At 66.8% G+C, this 2,262-nt stretch carries 1 protein-coding gene; it reads right to left on the bottom strand.

The features are described 5' to 3' along the window. Positions 1 to 2,262: type I polyketide synthase (locus DQ392_RS34220; RefSeq protein WP_245982329.1), on the bottom strand; the 2,262-nt coding region annotated here is incomplete at both ends.

The raw sequence follows: 2,262 nt of genomic DNA, 5'->3' as shown, positions 1-2,262 counted from the left end.
CCGTCCGCCCGGAGGCGTCGGCAGCCATCCCCGGACACACCACACCCGGGCGCGTCTCGTCCTGGGCCAGGGCGCGTAGGCCCTCGATCAGCTCGTCACGGCCCGTCCCGGTGACGACCGCGCGGTGGTCGAAGACCGTACGCGTGGTGGCCAACGCCCCCGCGACAGCCCACGCCCCCAGGTCGGGGTGCCCTTCGACGTGTTTCTCCAGCCGGGCCGCCTGGGCCCGCAACGCCACCTGCGACTTCGCCGACAACACCCACGACACGAGCCTGCCCGGCTCCTCAACCCCCGAGCCTTCCGACAGCGCCCCCTCCACAGCGGGCGGAGCCTCCAGCACCACATGCGCATTCGTCCCACTGATCCCGAACGAAGAGACCGCAGCCCGCCGCGGACGCCCCGTCTGCGGCCACGCGGTCGACTCGGTCAACAGCCGCACCCCACCCACCGACCAGTCCACATGCGGGGTCGGCTCATCCACATGCAACGTGCGCGGCAGCACACCGTGCCGCATCGCCTCCACCATCTTGATCACACCCGCCACACCCGCAGCAGCCTGCGTATGACCGATGTTCGACTTCACCGACCCCAACCACAACGGCCGATCGTCGGGCCGATCCTGCCCATACGTCGCCAACAGCGCCTGCGCCTCGATCGGATCACCCAACCTCGTGCCCGTACCGTGCGCCTCCACCACATCGACATCGGCCTCGCTCAGCCGCGCGTTCGCCAACGCCGCACGAATCACCCGCTCCTGCGACGGACCATTCGGAGCCGTCAAACCATTACTCGCACCATCCTGATTCGTCGCACTCCCCTGAATGGTCGCCAGGATTGGGTGACCCAATTCCCGCGCATGAGACAACGGAGTGAGCAGCACCAGACCAACGCCCTCACCAAAGCCCGTCCCATCCGCCGCCGCGGCGAACGACTTGCACCGCCCGTCCGCAGCCAGACCCCGCTGACGACTGAACTCCACGAACAACTGCGGAGTCGCCATCACCGTCGCCCCGCCCGCAAGGGCATACCGACACTCACCACCCCGCAACGCCTGCGCCGCCAAATGCAACGCCACCAACGACGAGGAACACGCCGTATCCACCGTGACCGCAGGTCCTTCGAGTCCGAGCGTGTAGGAGATCCGTCCTGAGGCCACACTTCCCGCGCTGCCGTTGCCGAGGTATCCCTCATAGCCCGGGGGCGGGCTCGTGTTCAGGCGGGACGCGTAGTCGTTGTACATCAACCCCGTATAGACACCGGTGACGCTGCTGCGGAGAGCTCCCGGCTCGATACCGGCGGACTCGATCGCCTCCCAGGCCGTCTCCAGCAACAACCGCTGCTGCGGATCGATCGCCAACGCCTCACGCGGACTGATACCGAAGAACTCCGCGTCGAACTGATCCGCGTCATGGAGGAAACCACCACGCCGCGTATAACTCTTCCCCGCCTGCTCAGGATCAGGGTCAAACAGCCCCGGATCCCACCCCCGATTGACCGGGAAATCACCCGTGGCATCCCGCCCCTCAACCAGCTGCCGCCACAAATCCCCCGGATTGTCGATACCGTTCGGGTAGTGACACGCCATCCCGATAATCGCGATCGGCTCAGCGGTACCGGCGGAAGGTGCTGTCGCGACAGCGGTCGAGGAAGGCGCGAGCGCGGCGGCGGTCAGCTTGGACAACAGGTGCTCGGTCAACGCTTCGGGCGTCGGATAGTCGAAAGTCAACGTGGCAGGAAGTCGCAATCCGGTCGCCGCGTTCAGACGGTTACGAAGCTCGACGGCAGTCAACGAGTCGAAGCCGACGTCCTTGAAAGCACGACCGGGATCAACAGCCTCGGGCTCGGCATGTCCCAACACATTCGCCGTGTGCATGCGTACCAGCCGTAGGACCTCTCGCCTCTGTTCTTCCGGCGACATACGCAGCAGACGGCGCGACACAGGACCCGTGGTGGTGCGTCGTTTGGGTGCGGGCAGCAGACCGCGGAGGAGGGGTGAGGTCTGTGCGGCATCGGCTGCTCGCAGCACAGCCATACTGAGTTTCGCGGTGACCAGCGCCCCATCCGCAGGCCGCTCCAACGCGGCATCGAGCAGGGTCATGCCCTCTTCGGTGGTCAGGGGTACCAGGCCGCTCCGGGTCAGGCGGTCGTGGTCGGTGCCGGTCAGGGCACCGGTCATGCCACTGGCCTCCTCCCACAACCCCCACGCCAACGACACACCGGGAAGACCCTGCGCCTGACGGTACTGGGCCAACGCGTCCAGGA

It is taken from the genome of Streptomyces reniochalinae (assembly GCF_003323735.1).
GTDB lineage: Bacteria > Actinomycetota > Actinomycetes > Streptomycetales > Streptomycetaceae > Streptomyces > Streptomyces reniochalinae.
The sequence above is the reverse complement of the archived record's forward strand: the minus strand, read 5'-3'. Positions and strand labels throughout refer to the sequence as shown.